Annotated in this window: 22 protein-coding genes and 1 pseudogene; 13 read left to right on the top strand and 10 right to left on the bottom strand. The window is 55.1% G+C overall.

Going from position 1 to position 21,934, the window contains the following annotated elements:
- Nucleotides 1–24 precede the first annotated feature (24 nt).
- Entirely contained in the window at nt 25–1,056 is a 1,032-nt protein-coding gene (locus ACZ1HV_RS19500) for a peptidoglycan -binding protein (protein WP_298820175.1), read from the top strand.
- 18 nt (nt 1,057–1,074) lie between these two features.
- On the opposite strand, the gene ACZ1HV_RS19495 is transcribed toward ACZ1HV_RS19500, so the two are convergent.
- Nucleotides 1,075–2,202, bottom strand: coding sequence for a DUF4240 domain-containing protein (locus tag ACZ1HV_RS19495; RefSeq protein WP_472716051.1), 1,128 nt, complete (start codon nt 2,200–2,202; stop codon nt 1,075–1,077).
- Nucleotides 2,203–2,337: 135 nt separating this feature from the next.
- Nucleotides 2,338–2,760: a LuxR C-terminal-related transcriptional regulator gene (locus ACZ1HV_RS19490; protein ID WP_298819887.1), complete on the bottom strand. Its 423-nt coding sequence runs from the start codon at nt 2,758–2,760 to the stop codon at nt 2,338–2,340.
- A gap of 13 nt (nt 2,761–2,773) precedes the next feature.
- On the opposite strand from ACZ1HV_RS19490, the gene ACZ1HV_RS19485 reads away from it, so the two are divergent.
- From ACZ1HV_RS19485 to ACZ1HV_RS19475, 3 genes are read left to right on the top strand one after another with little or no spacing between them, the layout of a single operon-like run.
- Nucleotides 2,774–3,136, top strand: a complete 363-nt coding sequence (locus ACZ1HV_RS19485; protein ID WP_298960980.1) for a nuclear transport factor 2 family protein — start codon at nt 2,774–2,776, stop codon at nt 3,134–3,136.
- Nucleotides 3,137–3,140: 4 nt separating this feature from the next.
- The gene (locus ACZ1HV_RS19480) at nt 3,141–3,500 is read left to right on the top strand and encodes a DUF1801 domain-containing protein (protein ID WP_472716050.1); all 360 of its coding nucleotides are present in this window, start codon (nt 3,141–3,143) and stop codon (nt 3,498–3,500) included.
- A 53-nt stretch (nt 3,501–3,553) separates the two neighbouring features.
- On the top strand, nt 3,554–4,249 hold the full coding sequence (locus ACZ1HV_RS19475) for a M50 family metallopeptidase (protein ID WP_298819880.1): 696 nt from the start codon (nt 3,554–3,556) through the stop codon (nt 4,247–4,249).
- 141 nt (nt 4,250–4,390) lie between these two features.
- On the opposite strand, the gene ACZ1HV_RS19470 is transcribed toward ACZ1HV_RS19475, so the two are convergent.
- Together ACZ1HV_RS19470 and ACZ1HV_RS19465 are read right to left on the bottom strand one after the other, a co-directional pair.
- Nucleotides 4,391–5,209 carry a DUF1013 domain-containing protein gene (locus ACZ1HV_RS19470; RefSeq protein WP_472716049.1) on the bottom strand — a complete coding sequence of 273 codons (819 nt, stop codon included), beginning with the start codon at nt 5,207–5,209 and terminating at the stop codon, nt 4,391–4,393.
- Between the two features lie 153 nt (nt 5,210–5,362).
- A complete protein-coding gene (locus tag ACZ1HV_RS19465; RefSeq protein ID WP_472716048.1) occupies nt 5,363–6,367 on the bottom strand; it encodes an NAD(P)H-quinone oxidoreductase in 1,005 nt (334 codons plus the stop codon).
- 149 nt (nt 6,368–6,516) lie between these two features.
- Here ACZ1HV_RS19465 and ACZ1HV_RS19460 point away from each other — a divergent pair, with 149 nt between their 5' ends.
- Both ACZ1HV_RS19460 and rcdA read left to right on the top strand, forming a co-directional pair.
- Entirely contained in the window at nt 6,517–6,714 is a 198-nt protein-coding gene (locus ACZ1HV_RS19460; RefSeq protein WP_298819874.1) for a DUF1192 domain-containing protein, read from the top strand.
- A 416-nt stretch (nt 6,715–7,130) separates the two neighbouring features.
- Nucleotides 7,131–7,673 carry a protease adaptor protein RcdA gene (gene rcdA / locus ACZ1HV_RS19455; protein WP_298819872.1) on the top strand — a complete coding sequence of 181 codons (543 nt, stop codon included), beginning with the start codon at nt 7,131–7,133 and terminating at the stop codon, nt 7,671–7,673.
- 145 nt (nt 7,674–7,818) lie between these two features.
- Here rcdA and ACZ1HV_RS19450 read toward each other — a convergent pair whose 3' ends face one another.
- Nucleotides 7,819–8,409: a TetR/AcrR family transcriptional regulator gene (locus ACZ1HV_RS19450; RefSeq protein WP_298819870.1), complete on the bottom strand. Its 591-nt coding sequence runs from the start codon at nt 8,407–8,409 to the stop codon at nt 7,819–7,821.
- Between the two features lie 139 nt (nt 8,410–8,548).
- On the opposite strand from ACZ1HV_RS19450, the gene ACZ1HV_RS19445 reads away from it, so the two are divergent.
- Nucleotides 8,549–9,439 (top strand): sterol desaturase family protein, encoded by an 891-nt coding sequence (locus ACZ1HV_RS19445; protein WP_472716047.1) that lies wholly within the window; start codon nt 8,549–8,551, stop codon nt 9,437–9,439.
- A gap of 220 nt (nt 9,440–9,659) precedes the next feature.
- On the opposite strand, the gene rpmE is transcribed toward ACZ1HV_RS19445, so the two are convergent.
- Entirely contained in the window at nt 9,660–9,884 is a 225-nt protein-coding gene (rpmE, locus tag ACZ1HV_RS19440; protein ID WP_152499888.1) for a 50S ribosomal protein L31, read from the bottom strand.
- A gap of 309 nt (nt 9,885–10,193) precedes the next feature.
- Between rpmE and ACZ1HV_RS19435 the strand changes: the two are divergent.
- Nucleotides 10,194–12,001 (top strand): annotated as a pseudogene (locus tag ACZ1HV_RS19435) (ABC transporter transmembrane domain-containing protein).
- Nucleotides 12,002–12,049: 48 nt separating this feature from the next.
- Here ACZ1HV_RS19435 and ACZ1HV_RS19430 read toward each other — a convergent pair.
- The gene (locus ACZ1HV_RS19430; RefSeq protein ID WP_298819861.1) at nt 12,050–12,841 is read right to left on the bottom strand and encodes an SDR family NAD(P)-dependent oxidoreductase; all 792 of its coding nucleotides are present in this window, start codon (nt 12,839–12,841) and stop codon (nt 12,050–12,052) included.
- Nucleotides 12,842–12,974: 133 nt separating this feature from the next.
- A complete protein-coding gene (locus ACZ1HV_RS19425) occupies nt 12,975–14,882 on the bottom strand; it encodes a propionyl-CoA synthetase (RefSeq protein WP_472716046.1) in 1,908 nt (635 codons plus the stop codon).
- Between the two features lie 183 nt (nt 14,883–15,065).
- On the opposite strand from ACZ1HV_RS19425, the gene ACZ1HV_RS19420 reads away from it, so the two are divergent.
- Both ACZ1HV_RS19420 and ACZ1HV_RS19415 read left to right on the top strand, forming a co-directional pair.
- A complete protein-coding gene (locus ACZ1HV_RS19420) occupies nt 15,066–15,830 on the top strand; it encodes a sulfite exporter TauE/SafE family protein (protein ID WP_472716045.1) in 765 nt (254 codons plus the stop codon).
- Nucleotides 15,831–15,915: 85 nt separating this feature from the next.
- A complete protein-coding gene (locus ACZ1HV_RS19415) occupies nt 15,916–17,550 on the top strand; it encodes an acyl-CoA synthetase (RefSeq protein ID WP_472716044.1) in 1,635 nt (544 codons plus the stop codon).
- Between the two features lie 116 nt (nt 17,551–17,666).
- Here the strand turns inward: ACZ1HV_RS19415 and ACZ1HV_RS19410 are convergent, their stop codons facing one another.
- Nucleotides 17,667–17,846: a YdcH family protein gene (locus ACZ1HV_RS19410; RefSeq protein WP_298819853.1), complete on the bottom strand. Its 180-nt coding sequence runs from the start codon at nt 17,844–17,846 to the stop codon at nt 17,667–17,669.
- Nucleotides 17,847–18,202: 356 nt separating this feature from the next.
- Here ACZ1HV_RS19410 and ACZ1HV_RS19405 point away from each other — a divergent pair, with 356 nt between their 5' ends.
- The 3 genes from ACZ1HV_RS19405 (at nt 18,203) to ACZ1HV_RS19395 (ending at nt 20,185) form a co-directional block, all read left to right on the top strand.
- Nucleotides 18,203–18,409: a YdcH family protein gene (locus ACZ1HV_RS19405; protein WP_298819851.1), complete on the top strand. Its 207-nt coding sequence runs from the start codon at nt 18,203–18,205 to the stop codon at nt 18,407–18,409.
- Between the two features lie 145 nt (nt 18,410–18,554).
- A complete protein-coding gene (gene purE / locus ACZ1HV_RS19400; protein WP_298819849.1) occupies nt 18,555–19,043 on the top strand; it encodes a 5-(carboxyamino)imidazole ribonucleotide mutase in 489 nt (162 codons plus the stop codon).
- Between the two features lie 47 nt (nt 19,044–19,090).
- Nucleotides 19,091–20,185, top strand: coding sequence for a 5-(carboxyamino)imidazole ribonucleotide synthase (locus tag ACZ1HV_RS19395; protein WP_298819847.1), 1,095 nt, complete (start codon nt 19,091–19,093; stop codon nt 20,183–20,185).
- Between the two features lie 5 nt (nt 20,186–20,190).
- On the opposite strand, the gene ACZ1HV_RS19390 is transcribed toward ACZ1HV_RS19395, so the two are convergent.
- Nucleotides 20,191–21,588 (bottom strand): MATE family efflux transporter, encoded by a 1,398-nt coding sequence (locus ACZ1HV_RS19390; RefSeq protein WP_298819845.1) that lies wholly within the window; start codon nt 21,586–21,588, stop codon nt 20,191–20,193.
- Nucleotides 21,589–21,934: the final 346 nt, after the last annotated feature.

The raw sequence follows: 21,934 nt of genomic DNA, 5'->3' as shown, positions 1-21,934 counted from the left end.
GGGAGCACTTCGGAAATGGCCGGACTGGCAGGACTGAGAGCGCGCCGCCGGGCACAGTCTACGGACTACTGGCCGGGCTTCGTTGATGCCATGGCAACGCTTCTGCTCGTGATCATCTTCCTGTTGTCGATCTTCATGATCGCACAGTTTTTCCTGTCGCAACAATTGTCCGGTCGGGACACGGTGCTGAACAGGCTAAATGCCCAGATCAGCGAATTGACCGAATTGCTGGCGCTGGAGCGCGCCAGTTCAGGTGAACTTGAGGACACGATTCTCGGGCTGCAGGCCAGCCTGTCGGATGCTGAAGCTGAACAGTCCCGTCTGCTCGGCCTGCTGGAAAGCAGTTCAGGTGCCGCAGACGCCGCTGGTGGCCGCGCAACACGCCTTGAAAACCTCCTCGACGATGAACGCCAGGTCAGCCAGGAAGCCCTGGCTCAGGTCGAATTGTTAAACCAGCAGATCGCTGCCCTGCGCCGTCAGATCGCAGCTGCGAACGCGGCTCTCGAAGCCTCTGAAGCCAAGGAGGCCGATAGCCAGGCGAAGATCGCCAGCCTCGGCCGCCGTCTCAACGCAGCTCTTGTACAACGAGTTCAGGAACTGTCTCGCTATCGCTCAGATTTCTTCGGGCGCCTTCGAGAGATCCTGTCACAACGCTCCGATATATCGGTTGTCGGCGACCGTTTTGTATTCCAGTCCGAAGTTTTGTTCGACAGCGGACAAGAAGACATCAACCCTGACGGTGAACAGGAACTCGACAAGCTTGCTGAGGCAATCCTGGAGCTGAGTGCGCAAATCCCCGACGAAATCAATTGGGTTCTGCGTGTTGACGGCCACACCGATGCACGACCTCTTTCTGGAACCGGCCGGCTTCGCAACAACTGGGAGCTGTCGGCTGCGCGTGCAATCTCCGTCGTGCGCTATCTCATCGAAAAAGGTGTTGACCCCAAACGCCTTGTCGCAGCCGGTTTTGGTGAATTCCAGCCATTAGAGGAGGGCGAGACGCCAGACGCCCTTGCCAGGAACCGGCGGATAGAACTGAAGCTAACCGAACGGTAGCTGCCCCGTTGCGCCCGTTCATCGCGTTCGAGCGAGCTCCAGACTCACTCTTGGAAAGCGATTGGCAAGTTCAGTTTCATCGAATTCTGCGAGATCGATATCGGGCAACTTGACCGCTTTGCGGGAAAGCGCTTTGCCCTGGCGCATCTCAAAGGCCTGCATCGGTGCCAACCTCAGATCCATTGTACTGCCGGCTTTTCCGTCAAAGCGGGAGACAGGAAAGGCATCGGGATCAATCAAGACCGCCTCAAAAACTTCACGTCCCTGCAGGAGGAGCCAATACCTGAAACCTTCAAAGTCATCATCCGAGCAACCATCGTTCATTAGGTAGGCAAGTGCCCAAATATCTTCTCGGTAAGCCAGGGCACTCTTTTCCTGCAGCAAAGTGTCAAAGGACTTGATAGGTGCTGCCTTGAACCCGGCCAAGCGCTCGACGAGCTGTTCAACCTGCCCGCCCAGGCCATCGGCACCGGGAAGTCCTACGATTTCCCAAAAAACATCTTCATCGATTTTTCTTGGGTCGACTTTACCACTCGGACGACGGCGTTCTTCCACCGCTACTTCGTCACGCTCCGCGGCGAGACGCGCAATCTGGGCACTGCTCGCCCCTGCCCTTGCAAAACACTCCTCCGCCACGTCTATCATGGCCAGAAGGTCTGCCTTGTATTCGGGAACACGCCCGGTCCAGCGTTCCCATTCTGCGCGTTGCTCAGCTTCGCTTTCGTGCAGATGGGGAGCCTTTTCGAAACCGCGGCTTCGAGCAGCGATCAGCTCCCAATAATGATGCTTGATCAACGCCAGGTAATTTCGCCAGATCCGAATTGCCCGCTGGCCCTGCCCCGCTGAAACGAGCTTCTCCAGATCGGAACGCATATCGGGATGAGGCCAGCCGAATGCGATCTCAAATGTGAAACAATAGTGCGTTTCAATCTCTTCATAGAGCTCACGCGCAAAATATGCGTCGATCAAACGCCGCTCGGCGTCTCTGAGATAAAGGTCGAAGAGAGACTTGCCCTCTTGCCGCTCCAGCCGCCCCTGATGGGCAAGCTCGACGACATGCTCCATAAGACGCTCGCAATCCCTCGACACGTTGTCGAAACGGGGACGAAACGTCACGGCGCCTGCGATTGCAATCTCGTTCGTCATCTACGGGCCGCTCACGTTCAACAGGAAGACTTGTTCATCTGTGCGGCAGATTGACTCCAGCTTTCTTAATTTGCCGTTGCAGTCCGTATCTGAGCCGGAGCAGTAGAGCGAAGGCATCCATCTTCAGATGGATTGCTACCGTGGGTCTTCCCGGCTAGCTTTTTCCGGGGATCTCGCTGCAGCCATGACTGCTGCCCGTGACGGCAGGTTTAAGCGCTTCAGAATGGCATGCACATGGTCTTTTACGGTGGCCGGACTGATGGAAAGGTTTCTCGCAATTTCCTTATTGGACTGACCACAAACCAATAGAGCGGCGACATCACACTGGCGGGGTGTCAATGGGGCGAACAGATCGGTCTTGGGTACGGAATAGCCGAGAGTGACCAGGGGCGCGCCGATCTGGTGGCTGGCTTCCAGATCGATCTTCAAGTTGGTTCCTTCCCTGGCCAAAGGTGCGAGCGCCGCAATGACGCCTGACGGAACGGGTCGTTGAGGATCCCTCTTCAAACTTTCAAGCGCCTCGGATAGGGCGGCAAGCACATTCGGATCAACAGACATTTGGGACACTTCCATGAATGACATGCCTCTAGAGATCACTAACTTTTTCCTGGCAATGCAAGCCGGTCCGTCCGGGCAGGCACAATTGGGGCAGCTTTTTGCCCCTGATGCCGAATATTCCGAGCCTTTTTCCGGTCTAGATGAACCTCATCGCGGACGCGAAGCGATCCTTGCCGCTTTTACGGCAAGCAGGACAGACGACTTCGACGATGCCGTCATTCATTTGGGTGCGGTCGAAGTCTCTGGTTCGACCATTACAGTCAAATGGACCTGCTATTCCAAAGCCATTCCAGGAGGTAGCGGCAGCGGCACGAATGTCTTTGTTCTTCAGGACGGCAAGATCATCTCACTGAAGACAACGCTTGATCTGGGTTGAGGCCATGAAAAACCCCGAAGTCGACACATGGCTAAGGGCCTATGACAATCCAATGAAACCTGTCGTCGAGGCGACCCGCGAACTTATCCTGAATGCAGATTCGCGGATTGGTGAAACCATCAAGTGGCAGGCACCGACATTCGAGTACAAAGGTAATTTGGCAAGTTTCTTCCCGAAGGCGAAAAAACACGCATCGCTTATGTTTCACAAAGGTGCCCTGATACCAGGTGTCTTTCCAAACCTGGAAGGTGACGGCAAAGAAGCTCGCTCCTTCAAGATCGCCAATCTGGACGATCTTGCACACAAAGAAACGGAACTTCGGTCAATCGTGAGAGCCTGGTGTGATTTGCGGGATGAAGCCTAGTCAGGCTCTCAACCCGCTTGACATTTCCGTGTCGCCAAGGCCTTTCAGATGAAATGCAGATCCTGAAAAACCACTGGCAGCTGATATTGATCATGGTGGTGTTGTTCCTGCTGTGGAACACACCCCTCGTCATTCCGCTCAAAATCCTGATTGTCTTCCTGCACGAGTTGTCACACGCCATCGCGGCAATCCTGACCGGAGGCACGGTGCTCGATCTCTCATTGTCGCCAAACCAGGGCGGGCACGTGATCTCGAGTGGCGGCAACAGGTTTTTGACTCTGTCCGCTGGTTATCTTGGCTCACTGATCTTGGGTGCCGGACTTCTGATTCTCGCGCTGCGCACCGATTTCGATCGTCAAATCCTGGCGCTGTTCGGCGTTGTCATGCTCCTGGTCACCCTGCTTTATATCCGGGACTGGTTCCCGCTGCTCTTTTGCAGCGTCACCGGCCTTGGAATGCTCGCAATCGCTCGATTCTTAAGCCTCGAGATCAATGACATGGTGCTCCGGATCATCGGTTTGTCGAGCATCTTCTACGTCCCTTACGACATTTTCGACGACACGATCCGAAGATCCGGACTGCGTTCAGATGCCTATATGCTGTCAGAGGAGTTCGGCCTACCGACCGTGTTCTGGGGCGGTCTGTGGATGGTATTGAGTCTGATCGTCATCTTCTATTGCATGCGATTTGCGATCGGCGAGAACAGCAACATTCAAATCGGTCGCTTCAAGCGCGACAAAACCCCCTGAAACCGTGCTGTCGTCGTGAGCAAATGCGAACCGTACCGGCAAACAAGCTACTTGATGCCGGAAACAATGATCGATTGCCAGGTAAAAAAAACCGCCGGCTGCAGACAACCGGCGGTTCTGAAAAATCGGGCAAGCCACCAATTACTTGGTGTCTTCTTCACCTTCGGTTTCTTGGGCTTCCTCGCCTTCAGCCTCAGGCACAATATCTTCGCTTGCGGGTTCATCACCCTCTTCGCCTTCTTCGCTCTCTTCGCTCACTTCACTCTTCAGCGAGCCCAGATTCGCAAAGACAGCGTCCGCATCGATTTCTTCTTCTTCCTCACGTTTGACCGGTTGGCTCGGATCAAAGGAGAAAGCAGCCGCGATGGCGTCTTCATTTGTCGTTTCTTCAACCGGCATCAATCTCTCTACCGGCTCTCCGACCATCGGCTGCGGAGCATTCTTGGCTGCCTTTTCAACTTCCATGTCCAGCTCCAGCTGGCTACAGAGGCCGAGTGTCACAGGGTCTGACGGTGTCAGGTTGGCGGAATTCCAGTGCGTACGGTCGCGAATTGCTGCGATGGTCGGCTTGGTGGTACCAACCAGGCGAATGATCTGCGCGTCTTTCAGTTCCGGATGATTGCGCACAAGCCAGAGGATTGCATTCGGACGGTCCTGGCGGCGCGAAACGGGCGTGTAACGCGGCCCCTTGCGCTTTGACTCCGGCACGATCACTTTCGACCCCTGAAGCTTCAGCTGATAGTTCGGGTCGTTCTGGGCTTTCTCAACTTCTTCGCGGCTGAGCTGCCCGGTCAGGATCGGATCCAGACCTTTGATGCCCTGTGCGGCTTCTCCGTCGGCAATCGCCTTCACTTCGAGCGGGTGCAGTCTGCAGAAGGACGCAATCTGCGTGAAGCTCAACGCGGTGTTGTCCACGAGCCAGACGGCGGTTGCCTTTGGCATAAGCGGCGTGTTCGCCATCGGGTAAATTCCTCTCATCGGCTCCCTCGCCCGGCGGGGCGAAAAAGCAGTGTTCCATTTATCATTAATGGGAAGTGGGCGGAATATAGTGAAAACGCAGGGGAAACGCAAATGGGAACGCAATCATTGCGCGTTACCGACCGTACCCGGAAATCAAACCTCCATCGTAAGAACGATTTTACCAATGTGTTCAGAGCTTTCCATGCGCCGGTGAGCATCTGCTGCCTGGCTTAACGGAAACGTGGAATCCATAACCGGCTTGATTTTTCCCGATTCGAGCATCGGCCAGACCCTTGCCTTGAGGTTCTCGGCAATCGCCGTTTTAAAAGCGTCGCTGCGAGGGCGCAAAGTCGATCCCGTGTGTGTCAGCCGCTTGACCATCAAACGTGAGAAATTCACCTTCTCTGAAAGCCCATTCAGTGTGGCAATCTGGCATATCCGTCCCTCGACTGCGGCGGCTTTCCAGTTCCGTTCAACATAGTCTCCCCCGACCATGTCGAGGATCACATTCACCCCCTCACCATTCGTGATCTCATGGATCGCCTTTTCAAAGGCTTGCTCACGATAGACAATCGCGTGGTCAGCACCCAAGGCGCGAACAGCTTCTGCCTTTTCTTCCGATCCCACCGTTGTGAAGACCTCGGCGCCAAACGCCTTCGCCAACTGAATGGCAGTTGTGCCGATACCGGACGTTCCGCCATGGACCAGAAACCTCTCACCACCGGACAGTCCGCATCGATCAAACACGTTCGACCAAACGGTGAAGAAGGTTTCGGGCAGGGCCGCGGCCTCGATCATCGTCAGTCCCTGAGGAGCTGAAAGCGCATGTCCCGCCGGCACTTTGCAGTAGGCGGCATATCCGCCGCCTGGTGCCAGCGCAGTCACCATATCGCCAATCTTGTGGTCTCTAGCATCTTCGCCGCACGCAACAATTTCCCCCGACACTTCGAGGCCGGGCAGATCCGAGGCTCCTTTTGGCGGCGGATAGGCCCCCAAACGCTGGAGAACATCGGGCCGGTTCACACCGGCAGCATGGACACGGATCAGAACGTCTCCTGCACCTGGTTCCGGAACGGAACGCTCTTCAAGCTGCAGCACGTCCGGACCGCCCGCTTCCGAAATTGCAACAACAGACATGCTAACCGGCAATTTTTGCATGAAGATCGTTCCTTCTGGTTCATTTTGGGACTGGTCCACGGCTCGATGCCCGGACTATGATAAATTGACAAAGGGCCGATTTGAACGCATCCAGCTTTTTCCGACCGGTCCATTTCGTTCCTGCGTCTCACATTCCGGGGAAGGAAACAATGAGCCTATTTGACGAAGATGTCCCCAAGAAACCTGAGAGCGACCCCATCGCTGTGGGCGAGGATCTTTCACGTCATTCGGAAAACGACCTTAATGAGCGGATAGAGGCATTACGCGAAGAAATTAACCGTACGCAGAAAGAACTCGAGCAACGAGGTACTATTCGCGATGCGGCAAACTCGATCTTTCAGAAATAGCCTTGGCATTTATTACAGTCTTTGAACTAATTCTGAGAACTCGACGATGAACAAGGTAAACCAGCTAGGTAAAAATTTACTCGTTTACCTCTTATTAATCTTTCCAAAGTATAAATTTGTATATCCAGTCATCTGGATGTGAGTGGCTCCTGTCCACTCTGTTTGACGCCTCCCTGTTAAAGACTTCAGAGCCGCAACCGTGCGGCTCTTTTTTTGGGCCACGCTCATGGTATCCTTGGTACCGTTCTGGTTAAGCGCCACATTTGAGCGAGTTTGGCATGGAGATTGCTCAGTAGTTGGTACGAAGACCTGCATCGTTCTAAAATGGGACACCTGACCCGAAATGACATGTTTCGGGACATGCAATGATAAAAATGCAAGTCGAACCGGAAGTGTAACTGAGGCGTAGCAATCCTATGACGGAAGACATCAAAACAGCCGAAGAAGCGATAGGCACCGTGCACATCGCTCATCATCTTGCCAGTTCTGACAATTTCCAGACTTTGTTTCAGGAAGGCATGTCACTGGTTGAAGAGACTGCCATGTATTTGGATGGCTCCGGCCGCGAAGAAGCCAAAGACTTGCCCCGTCCGGCATCGCTAGCCTACGCAACAGAATCCATGCGCCTGACAACCCGTCTGATGCAGCTTGCATCCTGGCTTCTGCTGCAAAGAGCTGTGAACGAAGGCGAAATGTCCCGCGAACAGGCTGGCAGCGAGAAGAATAAGGTGCGCCTGGACAAGCTCAGCAGCGCGACCGGCGGTCCGTCCTGGGACGAGCTTCCCGATACCCTGCGAGACCTGGTCGGCCGCTCGACACGCCTGCAAGAGCGCGTTGTGCATTTGGACAAGATGCTTTACCGCGGCGGCGACGAACCGCAGACCGAGGAAGCAAACAATGACAATCCGGTCGCCTCACAAATCAACCAGCTGCACGCAGCGTTCGGAAATCTCGGCTAAACCAGTCGGGGTCCAGGAACACGAAGGAGCCGCCAACTGGCGGCTTTTTTTGTTGGTCGCAGGCCTCGGAGGGCGCGCGGCGCAACCAACTCACGAAGGTTGCCTCGATTTTCATTTGCCAGGGCCCTCTGCCCCGCGCCCGCGATCATGAGCGCTCCACCAGACGACCTATGACTTCAAGCAAGGCTGTTTTGATGTCGCTCTGCAACGCATCGCTGGTTCCGACGGCACTCTGCCCCGCCCTTTCGATCAGATCGAGAACAAGTCCTGCGGTTGCGGTCCGGTTCGAGTAATTGTCGGGAAGGTATCTTTCAACAGCACCTATCAGTCGCTTTCTTGTGCCTGAAAACACACTACCGATATCCGGATTTCTGAAGATCTCCGCAACAATTTCCGCACTCAGAGCTGCATTTGCCGGAGAAGAACAGACTGCGAAATAAGCTTGAGCGAACTCCATCAGAGCGTCGTCACCGCTATCCGGGGCATTTTCCAGATGACTTAACAGCGGCTCCATTTCCGCAGCTTCAATCTCTGAAATAGCAGCTATGATTTCATGCTTTCCCTTGAAATGATTGTATAGATTTCCAAGACTTATGTCTGCCTGCCCGGCTATGTCGCGCATGCCCGTCTGATGAAAACCCTTGAGGATAAAAAGCGTCGCAGCCGCTTCGATGATCAGACTGCGCCGGCGCGCTGTCTTTTCCTCACGAAGGGACAGTTCCGGTTTCTTTTCCATGACCCGCATTTCCGTGGATTGTTGACGTTTCTGGATCGAAGCTACGACCAGTTCTCATTTCAGGTTTTGCGCCCACTTGCAATTCGCACAGCACGATTATATCTAAACGAACGAACGTTCGTTTTTAAAGGAGTTTGTGATGTTTGATAATATCGAGTTGCGTTTGTCCATTGTTGACCCGGTATTCTCCGTCATAGAAATGATCGGTCTTGTCTTTCTCTTGATGCTGGTCTCCGAAGCAGCGTGGGATGTCTTTTCCGGATACCGGAAGTCGTTGAAGGAAACCGGCACAAACATCTTCATTTCGATCGTCAACAGTCTTCTGGAACGATTGGCGTTCGGCGCCATATTCGTTGTCGGCATCTTCGCATCAGAGAGACTAGCCGTTGCGAACTTGCCTCTGTCATGGTGGTCCTGGCTGATAGCAGTCCTATTGGCCGATCTGACATACTACTGGATGCATCGATGCGAACATCGTGTACGCCTGCTTTGGACCTATCACAGCGTTCATCACTCTTCGCCTGAATTCAATTTCAGTACGGCGCTGCGTTTGGCCTGGATCGAGGCCTTGTTTACCTGGATATTCTTTGTCCCAATGGTGGTCATAGGGTTTGATCCGGCTCAGGTGATTGGTGCACTGGCTGTCGTGATTGCCTATCAATCCTGGATCCACACTGAAAAAATCGGGAAGGTTCAAGTTCTCGATGCGGTGCTCAACACCCCGTCGAACCATCGCGTTCACCATGGCCGGAACCGGATTTATCTTGATAAGAATTTCGGCGGCATCCTGATCATCTGGGACAAGCTGTTTGGCACCTATGCTCCAGAAACAGAGGAAGTCCTTTTCGGAATAACCAAACCTGTCGGCTCGTCAAATCCCTTTGTGATCAATTTCAGTGAAACAGTGCTTCTGCTGAGAGATGTTTTCCGGTCAGGTTCGCTGAAATCGCGGCTTGGAAAAATTTTCATGCCGCCTGGCTGGACCAACGACGCCAAACCAGGGGTCAAAACAAGCTCAGAAGACCAATAGACACTTCGGCAGATATTCAAATGAACCCGGATTTGAATTTGAAAGGTCGATTTGGCAGCGCAAGCGACTAGTCTACGGCAGCCTCGTCGGCTGAAAACCTTTTCACTGCCAAAAACTGACCGCGATGCTTAGTCGCCGATGTCATGATGAGAAATTGTCTCCAAGCACAAAAAACCCGGCCAAAGCCGGGTTTTTTTCAATCAAGGCTGTCTCTCGGTGTTTAGGACCCGAGGAAACCAGCAAACTTGTTCTTGAAGCGCGACACGCGTCCACCGCGGTCCATCAGCTGACGGTCACCACCGGTCCAAGCCGGATGAGACGTCGGGTCGATGTCCAACTGCAGTGTATCGCCTTCCGATCCATAGGTGGAACGGGTGGTGAATTCGGTACCATCGGTCATGACGACCTTGATGGTGTGGTAGTCGGGATGGATATCCGCTTTCATGGCCGGTCCTTTCAAACACCAGGATGGTCTTTCAGGGAAAGTCGTTATCTTGGCGTAAAACGTAGTAAAGGGCCGCCGATCCGGTTGCGGACGCCGCCCTCAGAAACATGTCGCGGGGATATACCTTAAGGTGGAGTGCAAAACAAGAGGCAAAATCGGGCAAATCCTTTCAATCTCGAACATCGGTTTCAAACGGCGACATCGAAAAATAAAAGTCCGATCTGCGCAGTTTCCATAGAACTTGATCAATGCCATTGAGCCTTTTGCGGAACATGCTAAAGACGGCTTGAAAAGCATGAGGAGAGACTTGTGGCCGACGCCCCTGCATCACAAACGCAGCAAGAGCAGAAATCTGTACGCAGATCCCTGAAGCCATTGACGCGATTGATCCCTATCTTCGCAAGCACAAGGGTATGGCCATCGGCGCCCTGGTTGCCCTCTTTTCTGCTGCCGTGATCACACTCATTCTGCCCAACGCGGTTCGCCGCATGATCGACTTTGGATTCGGGGCGGATGATCCTGCGCTGGTGAATTCCTATTTTGCGGTTCTGGTCGGTGTAGTTTGTGCCCTGGCGACTGCCAGCGCAGTACGATACTTCCTGGTCATGTGGATCGGTGAACGTGTTGTCGCCGAACTCAGGTCGGACGTTTTCGCGCACCTGACGCAGCTCAGTCCCACCTTTTACGACACTGCGAAATCAGGAGAGATACTCTCGCGGCTGACTGCGGACACCACCCAGATAAAATCTGCCTTCGGGGCAAGTGCCTCGCAGGCGATGCGCAATTTCATCATGTTCGCCGGGGCTTCGGTCATGATGGTCGTCACCAGTCCGCGACTGTCCGTCATTGTTCTGGCAGCCATTCCTGTGATCCTGGTGCCAATCCTGGGCTTCGGGCGACAGGTCCGCAAACGGTCGCGCTTTGCACAGGACACATTGGCCGATGCATCGGCCTATGCAGGCGAGATGCTCGGTTCGGTGAAAACCTTGCAGGCCTTCACCCACGAAGCCAGAAGCGCGGACCGCTACGGCAGTGCCGTCGACGCAGCTTTTCAAGCAGCCCGCAAAGCCATCATGGCTCGCGCCGCACTGACGGGTTTTGCCATCATGGTGATTGGTGCCAGCATCGTCGCCGTCTTGTGGATCGGTGCAAGCGACGTCTTTTCAGGACGCATCACCGGCGGCGAGCTCAGTCAGTTCCTGCTCTATTCAATTCTTGCGGCCGGTTCACTCGCAACGCTTTCGGAAGTCTGGGGAGAGTTGTCGCAAGCTGCCGGCGCGGCTGAACGACTGTCTGAACTCCTGGATATCGAATCGGAGATCAGTGCTCCGGCTATGCCGGTCAGCCTGCCTGCTGAACCACGCGGGTCCATTTCTTTCGATGATGTATCCTTCGCTTATCGCAATGCCGAGCACATGCCGGTAGTGAAAGACTTGTCACTTGAAATTGCTCCTGGTGAAACGGTTGCCGTGGTCGGCCCATCCGGCGCAGGAAAATCGACACTATTCAATCTGCTGATGCGGTTCTACGACCCGGCCGAAGGCATCATTCGGTTAAACGGAGTGGATCTGAAACAACTCGACCCAAAGGGCCTGCGCCAACAGATTGCACTTGTGCCGCAGGACACGGCCGTTTTTGGAGCAAGCATTGCCGAGAACATTGCCTATGGCCGACCAGACGCCAGCCGAGAGGAAGTGATTGCTGCTGCAAAGGCCGCTTTGGCAGACTCATTTATTGCGGCAATGAGGGACGGTTATGACACACTGGTCGGCGAGCGCGGCGTAACCCTGTCAGGCGGACAGCGCCAGCGGATCGCAATTGCCCGAGCCGTTTTGAAAGATGCACCGGTGCTTTTGCTGGATGAAGCCACAAGTGCGCTGGATGCTGAAAGCGAACGACTGGTTCAAAAAGCTCTCGACCAATTGATGGAAGGCCGCACAACGCTCGTCATAGCGCACCGCCTGGCGACGGTTCTGAAAGCGGACCGAATTGTCGTCATGGACGAGGGCCGCATTGCAGAAACCGGCACGCACACGGATCTCAGCGCGGCGGGCGGGCTTTATGCCAAACTTGCTCGTCTGCAGTTCGATGCGGAAAGACAGGCCGAAGCGGTCTAGGAAATCTGCAAGAACACGGTCAAGCCACCGTCAGACGCTAAGTCGCCGTCAATCCTCGTCCGGCACTTCCACCGTGTAGTTCAATGGCATGCGACCACCATCGGCGATGATGGTCTGTCCCGTCACATAGCTTGCATCTTCAGACGCCAGAAAGGCGGCGACACCTGCAATCTCAGCCGGATCGCCTACACGCAGCAAAGGTGTGCGCGACAAAAGTCTTTGTTTGGCTGCCGGATCGTCATTCACCGACGACAGCATGTCCGTCATGATTGACCCTGGCCCAATCGCGTTGACGCGAATACCGTGTTTTGCCAGCGATAGAGCCGCTGTTTTTGTCAGCTGCGACACGCCGCCCTTTGAAACGCAATAGGCAAGCTGGGTGGGAATGGCCAACACCGCATTGATGGACGACATGTTGATTATGCAGCCTGGCGTACCGCCATTTTCCACCGTTTCGACCATATGGCGGGCAACGGCCTGCGAACACAGAAAGACCCCCTTGAGGTTGACCGACAGAACACGGTCGAATTCGTCTTCTTCAAAGTCAAGAAAATCAGCGCCGGAGACAATTCCTGCGTTGTTCACCAGAATATCTATCTCACCATAAGCGTTCAGAGTTTCGGCGACCAGATTGCGAACATCCAGACGTTCCGCCACATTTGCATGAATATAGGTGGCCTCGCCGAGCGTCTTCAGATCATCCGCCGCGCTCTCGCCTGCGTCGTCATCGACGTCGCAGATCACGACTTTGGCGCCGTCCATGACAAATCGCTTGGCGACGGCGAAGCCGATACCTCGAGCTGCGCCGGTTACAATGGCAACCTTGTTTTCCAGAGACACGGAATCCTCACCGCTGTTGGTTTCAAATTGCGCTTTTTTGTGCGCGGGCCGCTCTGCGGCGGCCCGACATTAGTTCGCAATTCACGCGGTGTCGATGGCAGTCACGTGCCTCCAGTAACGTAAGGCTACGATGTCAGCTGGAAATCCCGTGTGATTTCAAGGCGACGGTTATTTCATCCAAAATCGCCGGATCGTCGATCGTCGCGGGCATCCTGTAGCTCTCACCATCTGCGATCTGGCGCATGGTACCTCGCAGGATCTTTCCGGAACGGGTTTTCGGCAGACGTTCGACAGTAATTGCGATCTTGAAAGCCGCAACTGGCCCGATCTTTTCACGAACCAGCCCGATCAGTTCCTTTTCGATAACCTCATGTTCCCGATCGACACCGGCCTTGAGGACGACGAAGCCGCAGGGCAGCTGACCTTTGAGTTTGTCGGCAATGCCGATCACCGCACATTCGGCAACGTCTGCGTGGGTCGCCAGAACCTCTTCCATGCCTCCGGTAGAAAGCCGGTGACCGGCAACATTGATGATGTCGTCGGTCCGCGCCATGATCGAAAGATAGCCATCATCGTCAATGATGCCGGCATCAGCCGTTTTGTAATAGCCCGGGAACTCGGCAAGATAGGCATCAAAGAAACGCTGATCCGCATTCCACAGCGTCGGCAGGCAACCAGGCGGCATCGGCAGTTTTACGACAATGTTTCCAAGCGTATTCGGCCCAAGCGGATGACCGGCATCATCCAGCACCTGCACGTCGTATCCAGGCATTGGAACGGTAGGAGATCCCGGCTTGACCGTCAGTTTTCCCAAACCCATCGGGTTGCCGACGATGCACCATCCCGTTTCGGTCTGCCACCAATGATCGATCACCGGCACCTGAAGCTGATCGATGGCCCAATTGACCGTTTCCGGGTCGGCACGCTCACCGGCCAAAAACAGCGACCGGAACTGGGATAGATCGTATTTCCTGATCAGTGTTCCACCCGGATCTTCCTTGCGGATCGCCCGGAATGCCGTCGGCGCCGTAAACAGCGACACCACGTTATGGTCCGAGATCACCCGCCAGAAAGTCCCGGCATCCGGTGTTCCCACCGGTTTGCCTTCGAAGACGATGGTGGTGCATCCATGCAGCAAAGGTGCATAGCAGATGTAGGAATGGCCAACCACCCAGCCGACGTCTGATGCGGCCCAGAACACCTCGCCCGGTTGAATGTCGTAGAGGTTGCTCATCGACCATTTCAACGCGACCATGTGGCCGCCATTGTCGCGCACCACGCCCTTGGGCTGGCCTGTCGTTCCGGACGTATAAAGAATGTAGAGCGGATCCGATGCCTTGACGGTGACCGGGGCGATTCTGCGGCCTTCGGCAACGGCTTGCGCCTGCAGCGCTCCAAGGTCGAAATCACGTCCGTCGACCATATCGGCTGGCTTTTCGTCGCGTTGATAAACCAGGCAGCACTCCGGCGAGTGGGACGCCAATTCAATCGCGTTATCGATCAACGGTTTGTAGGCGATCACGCGGCCCGGCTCGATTCCGCAGGAAGCCGCGATGATGGCTTTTGGTGTTGCATCGTCGATACGTGTTGCCAACTCGTTCGCCGCAAAGCCACCGAAAACGACCGAATGGACGATGCCAAGCCGGGCGCAAGCCAGCATGGCCATGACCGCTTGGGGGATCATCGGCATATAGATGATGGCCCGGTCACCCTTTTGCAGCCCCCGATCGGACAGCACGCAGGCCAGCGCTTCCACCTCCTCCAGGAGTTCAGCATAGGTGTATGTCGCCGTTCTGCCGGTAATCGGGCTATCGTAAATCAGCGCTGGCTGACCTGGCCGCCCCCGTTCCACATGCCTGTCGAGACAGTTGTAGCAAGTGTTGCACTCCCAGTCCGGAAACCAGCGACCGTATTGCCCCTGGTCCGGATCAAAAATCGTGTCGGATGTCGAATCCCAGTCGATTTCAGAAGCCGCCGTTTTCCAGAATCCCAAAGGATCGTTTTTCCAGCCCTGATAGACCTCGTGATACCGGCTTGCCATCGCTATGTCCTCCCAAACGCCGACCGGGTCAAAACCCCGCCTTTTGCCGGACAGAGTGCTGTAAGGTAAGGTCAAATTGCAAGCCTTCACGCGTAGGCAATTCGACGGTCGGGACTTTACGTAAACACTTTGGCATGCTTGTTTGCCGGTCCCTTCCCCTGTACCTCTCGCGTTCCTTTGCCCATGACCCCGATTACAGACATCTGGTTTTACGCTGCGGCGATTCCTGCGATTTTTTTCGTTGGCCTGTCCAAAGGCGGTTTTGGTGGCACATTCGCCATGCTTGGGGTTCCGATCATGTCGCTGGCCATCCCCCCTATCCAGGCAGCTGGCATCTTGTTGCCGATCCTGATTGTGATGGATTTGATCGCGTTGCTAGCCTATCGTGGCCGGGCAGACTGGAGATCTCTGGCAATTCTGATGCCGGCAGCTGTTGTCGGCATCAGCATCGGTTGGGCAACAGCGGCCTATGTCAACGATGCCTTTGTTATCTTTCTGATCGGGATCATGTCCCTGGCTTTCGTTGCCGACTATCTCTTCAAGCAACGCAAAAACGACGCAGCCAAAAGCCACAGCGTTGCAAAGGGGACCTTCTGGGGAACTGTTGCAGGCTTCACCAGCTTCATCAGCCATACGGGCGGACCGCCCTTTCAGATGTATATGCTGCCGCTGCGTCTCGCACCCATGCTCTTTGCCGGAACAGGCGTAATTTTTTTCGCAACGGTCAATGCGATCAAGCTGGTTCCCTATTTTCTGCTCGGTCAATTCGATGCCACAAACTTGTCGACATCGGTCGCTCTCTTTCCAGTCGCCCTGGTCGCAACGCTGGTCGGCGTATGGCTGGTCAGGATCGTCAAGGCCGATATCTTTTATTCGGTTATCTACATTTTCATGGGCCTAATCGGTGTCAAACTCACCTATGACGGTCTGATCGGGTTGCTGGCCTGAACGGTCGGATCCCTGCAATGATGAATTGCGCGGTCGGCCGTTTCCGGTTTTCATGCTGCTTGAAGGCGATCAAGGGAGGATGATCATGGACACAGGCGTCAGTCCGTTTACGCGGGGACTTGAAAAAAACGCTGCGAACTTCGCGGCTCTGTCACCGCTCAGTTTTCTGGCACGCGCCGCTGATGTATTTCCGGAAGTCACGGCGATCATACACGGCAGACAGCGCACTGATTACCGGACTTTTTATCGCCGTTCACGCCAACTTGCCTCAGCGCTCGCCAATCTCGGTTCCGGCAAGGACGACACTGTCAGTGTGATGCTGTCCAATGTCCCGCCCATGCTTGAGGCCCACTACGGTGTTCCAATGGCCAGGGCTGTGCTCCACTCCATGAATACGCGGCTGGACGCGGCAATCATCGCTTTCCAGCTCGACCACGCCAACACGAAAGTGCTCATCACCGACCGGGAATACGCGTCGGTGGTCAAGGAAGCCCTCTCGATCGCGAGCGTAAAGCCAATCGTTATCGACTATTCCGACCCGGAATTTCCGCAGGAGGGTGAACGGCTCGGGTCGCTCGATTATGAGCAATTCATTCAAACGGGAGACCCCGAGTTCAACTGGTCCCTGCCGGACGACGAATGGGACGCAATCACGCTCAACTATACTTCCGGCACGACCGGCAACCCCAAAGGTGTCGTCTATCATCACCGCGGCGCATACCTTCTGGCTCAGGCCAACGTCATCACAGCCGCGATGGGCAAACATCCGGTCTATCTTTGGACTCTGCCAATGTTTCACTGCAATGGATGGTGCTTTCCCTGGTCGCTGTCCATTGTCGCCGGCACGCACGTGTGTCTGCGTTGGGTAAGGCCGAACGCCATGTGGGACCTGATTGCCGACGAGGGAGTGACCCATCTGTGCGGCGCTCCCATCATCATGTCCACGCTCCTGAATGCCGCCCCTGACCAAAGCCGCGAACTTGATAGGGAAGTCGAGTTCTTCACCGCAGCAGCCCCGCCTCCCGAAAGCGTGCTGGCTGCCATGAAAACCGCAGGCTTCAATGTCACCCATCTTTATGGTCTGACGGAAGTCTACGGCCCGGCCGTCGTGAATGACTGGAAACGGGAATGGGACACTCTTTCCATTGAAGAACAGGCCCAGAAAAAGGCGCGCCAGGGCGTGAGGTATGTCGCTTTGGAAGATCTCACCGTGCTTGATCCGGAAACCCTGGAACCTGTTCCCTCGGACGGAGAAACGCTTGGAGAAGTCATGTTCCGCGGCAACGTCGTCATGAAAGGCTACCTGAAAAACCCCGAGGCAACCGAGAAGGCTTTCATGGGCGGATGGTTTCATTCAGGCGACCTCGGCGTTCGGCATCCGGACGGATACATCCAGCTCAAGGACCGCTCAAAGGACATCATCATTTCGGGTGGTGAAAACATCTCCTCAATAGAAGTGGAAGAAGTGCTTTACAAACATCCCGATGTTCAAGCCGCAGCCGTGGTTGCCAGGCCGGACGAGAAATGGGGCGAGACGCCTTGTGCCTTTGTCGAATTGAAACCGGGGGCTGAAGTCAGCGATTCGGGTCTGATCAGCTTTTGCAAAACCCATTTGGCAGGATTTAAGGCGCCGAAGACGGTGGTCTTTTGTGAATTGCCCAAAACGTCGACAGGCAAGATCCAGAAATTTGCACTTAGGGAACAGGCCAAGGCCCTATAGAATTGGACAAAAACTTCTTCTGACCTTGCCAACACCGCCATCCGGCAAGCTGCACCCAAATATAAAAAAACGCCGCGCGAAGCACGGCGTTTCGATTTCTCTTTTCAAGGGGATCGCTAGTGCAGCGTGTCGTTACTGCGTAGTCGCTCGATCTCATCCTTAATCTTGAGTTTCTGTCGCTTCATGTTAGCCAATTGCAGGGAGTCGGTACTCGGATGCATCAGAGCGTCTTCGATCTTGCGTTTCATTTCAGCGTGACGGCGCTCAAGTTCTGCGAGATGTGACTGCATTGACATGGAATTTTTCTCCTGTCTGTTGGCTCAACCTTTTCATCGTGCCACACATTTTCCAGGCTTGTCGATTGCTGAATCTGCATATCTGAGACGCTTTGCCGTCAAATAGTGCATTCTTCCAACTAACCTTAGGAAATCCTGAAAAACCAGGGGCAAATAAGAGGCTCAAAACTCACAAAAAATTCTCATGAGTGATTTGCCCGATGACATTTTCCACAGCATCAGGATTTCTACGTCATTTTGTCTCATTTCCAGGGCAAAATGGTCCGGGAAGCATGATTGTCGACTTGCCAAAGATGCTATCTTGCCCGACAGCTGCAAAATAGACTAGGACTCATGTCCGGCTTTAGGGGACATAGATGGCGCGAATGGATCAGGATGCTTTGCGGTTGGAGCTGGCGCAGCTTCGTCAGGAACACCGGGATCTTGACGTTGCCGTCGAAGCACTCGGCGCAACTTCGAACCATGACGCTCTTCAGCTCCAGCGCCTGAAAAAGAAGAAGCTGATGATCAAGGACCGTATCTCGGCTCTGGAAGACCAGTTGTTCCCCGACATCATCGCCTGAAGCGCCGCAATTCTCCACTGCCCTGGCATGCCCAATCTCCCTTCGCTGCCACAATGAAGAAATTCGATCGTTTGCGTCTTGCGATGCGCGGCGCGCTGCCTATACTCCGCGGCTCTTCTGAGCCCGCCGGATACTGGAGCGCAAAATGGCACAAGCGGATGTCGCAATCATCATGGGCAGTCAATCTGACTGGCCGACTATGAAACACGCGGCGGATACGCTCGACCAACTGGGTGTCAGCTATGAGGCGCGTATCGTTTCAGCCCACCGCACACCGGACCGCATGTACGACTTCGCCAAGGGCGCGAAAGACGAGGGCTTCAAGATTATCATTGCAGGCGCCGGTGGTGCAGCCCATTTGCCCGGCATGACGGCATCCCTGACATCGCTTCCGGTCTTCGGTGTGCCGGTGGAAAGCAAGGCGCTTTCGGGTGAAGACAGCCTGCTTTCCATTGTTCAGATGCCGGCAGGAATTCCGGTTGGCACCCTTGCGATTGGCAAGGCCGGCGCTACCAATGCCGCCCTTTTGGCCGCCGCGGTTCTTGCCCTGCAAAGCAGCGCTATTGAAGACGCCTTGAACAAATTTAGAGCCGAACGCACCGCAGCAGTTGCCGAGACGCCGTCGGACGACTAGGGCTGTCCGGTAAACCACCTGAAGTCTCCGCAGCAGGATTTCACGATATGACTGACAAAATCCGTTTGAGCCCCGGCGACACGATCGGAATTCTCGGCGGCGGACAGCTTGGCCGGATGCTGGCGCAGTCAGCTGCCAGCCTCGGGTTGAAATCGCACATCTTTTGCCCGGATCCGAACAGTCCCGCTTTCGATGTCAGCTCCAACTTCACCGTTGCTCCTTATGAGGACGTGGATGCGCTTGATCGATTTGCGGCGGCCGTTTCCGTTGTCACCTACGAATTCGAGAACGTTCCGGGGCCAACTGCCGCCCATCTTGACCGGAAAGTCGCCGTACGCCCTGGCGCGAGAGCACTTTCCGTGTCCCAGGACCGACTGTCAGAAAAACAGTTTCTGTCGGATGCAGGCGTTGCGATTGCAGATTTCAGGGAGATCAATTCTCAGGAGGACGTCGACCGGGCCGTTGCTGAGTTTGCCGGGAAAGGTGTTTTGAAGACGCGGCGCTTCGGCTATGACGGCAAGGGTCAGCTGATGATCCGCACTCCTAATGATGTCGCCATGGCCCATGAAAGACTAGGCAATGTGCCGAGCGTCCTCGAGGCTCTGATTGATTTTGAATGTGAAGTGTCCGTCATCGTGGCCAGAGATCTTGATGGCAATTGCGCCAGCTACGACATCGCCCGAAATCATCATGAAAATCACATTCTGAAAACCTCCACAGTGCCGGCGGGTGTTGCGAAGGAAACGCTGGATGCGGCGCGGAACATGGCTGAAAAAGTCGTTACAGGCCTAGACTATGTCGGCGTGATGGGCGTGGAGATGTTTCTGGTCAAGAGCGGTGGCAGCGAACAATTGCTCGTCAACGAAATTGCTCCGCGGGTTCACAATTCCGGTCACTGGACGCAGGATGCGTGTCTCACCTCTCAGTTCGACCAGCATATTCGTGCCGTCGCGGGCTGGCCGCTCGGCGCTGCAACGCGTCACTCAGACGTCGTCATGGAAAACCTTATTGGCCATGACGCCGATGACTGGAAGGCCGTTCTGGAAGAGCCTTCTGCCAAATTGCACCTTTACGGCAAGGCCGAAACCAGGGACGGACGCAAGATGGGTCACGTCAACCGGATTTCGAGCAAAACCGGCTGACGGGATCAGAAGGTCACGAGGCCGAGACGTTCCCTCTTTGCAAAGCGCAGATTTGCCAGAACCGCGACCGATGCAAGGCCGCCAGCCAAACCGCACCAGACGCCAACACCTCCCCAGCCGGCGGCAAAACCAAGGCCGAGGGACAGGCTGATACCAACGACCCAATAGCCGAAGAGTGCAAAAAACAGAGGGATCGTAGTATCCCCCAGTCCGCGCAGATTGTTGACACCGATGATCTGGCCGCCATCGGCTAGCTGAAACAACGCTGCCACAAGCAGGAACGAGACACCGTAGCGAAGTACCTCACTGGCTTCAGGATCGCTGAGATCCAGATATAATCCAACCAGAACTTCGGGAATGCTCCAGAACACGACAGCGAAACACCCCATGAAGGCAACTGTCGTGCAAAGCGCAGTCCAGCCTGCCCTGCCGACACCTGCATGATCGCCGCGGCCGGCCGCAAGGCTGACCCGGGTCATGGCCGCGACCGATAGCCCTACGGGAACCATGAAGGTGATTGAGGCAATTTGCAGTGCGATCCCGTGACCTGCCAACGGCAGCGTGCCCAGCCATCCAATCATGATTGACGATGCCGTAAACAGCGAACCTTCGGCTATGATGGTCAAGGCGATTGGCGTTCCCAGTCGAACGATCTGCAAGAAGACGGGCCAATCCGAGCGCCAGATACGACCCATAATGTTGTAGCGGCGCAATTGGGGGTGCCAAACGGAATACGCCAGCAGGAACAGGAATGTTGTGGTCGCACTGAAAACGGAGGCAATGCCCGCGCCAACAAGTTCCAGCCGCGGGAAGCCATATTCACCAAAAATCAGAAGGTAGTCGGCGATCGCGTTGACAACGGCACCGGCAATTGTCGCCCAGAGCACAACCTGGGTGCGTTCCATGACGGTCAAAAATCCGCGCACGGCCATGATCAGCAAAGCTGGCAGCATGGTCCATTGCAGATAGCGCATATAATGACCGGCCAGGTATGCCAGTTCCGGTTCCTGCCCCAGGAGCAGCAAGATCGATTCCGTGAAAAACAGAATGCACCAGACCGGAATGCAAAAAAGCACCGAAATCCAGAAGCCCATGCGCACGGCCCTGCGCAGATCCCGCAATTTGCGTTGCCCGCGCGCACGTGCTGCCAGGGGAATAACCGCCTGCAGCAGGCCCATGCCGAAAAACCACAGCAGCATGTAAAAATTGAAGGCAAGCACGGAGGCGGCAAGCTCCTGCGCACCCAGCCTGCCGATCATCAGCACATCCGTCGTGTTGATCGCCATCTGGGCAATCTGCGCTCCGGCCAATGGCAGGCCGAGCGCCAGCGTCGGCAGAATATCACTGCGCCACAAAGACTGTTTTTGTACCGAATCGGGGACCCCGGACGCTGGCCGCGCCATTGTTTCCTCCAAAATCAGGGCTGGATGGATGCTCTCCTGGAAAAGACATCTTGAAAATGAGAGCCAATCAGCAGTAATCCTCAAATCAGAGGCTGTCTACATTTCTTCGCAGCCTCTAACGGCGCAAAAGTCCACCACAGAACCTGTTTCTTTTCGAATGACTGTGGACAGGTGCAGCGGGCTCTGGTATCAAGCGCACCAAAGTGAGCGACGCGTCAGCGGCGGTCAGGTTTCTTTGCACTTGTGAATGCTTAGCCCTGCAGGGCGTTGATAAGCGTTACATGCGAGTGTAAAAGCCGAACGCAAATGTTGTTGGCAAGACCTTGCTTAACTCATAGTCCTTTCT

The organism is Roseibium sp. JB4-4 (assembly GCF_055693425.1).
Note: the sequence above shows the minus strand (reverse complement) of the source record. Positions and strands in the feature narration are given on the sequence as shown.